The 543-nt window shown below is 60.0% G+C and carries 1 protein-coding gene; it reads right to left on the bottom strand.

The genetic code is table 11. From position 1 onward, the window contains the following. Positions 1-509: glycine betaine ABC transporter substrate-binding protein (locus EOA24_RS40480; protein WP_281059955.1), on the bottom strand; the 509-nt coding region annotated here is incomplete at its 3' end. Positions 510-543: the final 34 nt, after the last annotated feature.

Consider the following 543-nt stretch of genomic DNA (forward strand, 5'->3'; position numbering starts at 1 on the left):
GCCGAATTCACGAACTCGGCGGAAGCCGCGAGCACCACCTTGCCGCCGCCGGCGACATACTTGCCGAAGTCCGACAAGGTGGCGAGCTTGTTCTCGTCAGCCACTTCCTTGCGCAGCGCGATCGCCCAGGTGTTGTTGGCCGGCGACGGCGACAGCCACACGATCTTGTTGGCATCGTAGTCGAGCTTCTTGGCGGTCTCGTAGCCCTTGGCGGCGTCCTTCCAGACCGGATCGTCGGCCTTCTGGAAGAAGAAGGCGGCATTACCCGTATATTCTGGATAGATGTCGATCTCGCCAGCGGTGATCGCCTTACGCACCACGGGCGTCGCGCCGAGCTGGATGCGGTCGGTGGTCTTGATGTTGTTGGCGTTGAGCACGAGCTGGATGATGTTGCTCAGCACGCCGCCTTCGGTGTCGATCTTGGAAGACACCACCACCTGGGCATTCGCCGATGCCGTCGCAATACCAAGCGCCATCGCCGCGAAAGCGAGCTTTCTAGCTGAAAACATTGTGAAAATCCCTTGCTATAAGCCGTTCAGTCGG

Source organism: Mesorhizobium sp. M2A.F.Ca.ET.039.01.1.1 (assembly GCF_003998035.1).
GTDB lineage: Bacteria > Pseudomonadota > Alphaproteobacteria > Rhizobiales > Rhizobiaceae > Mesorhizobium.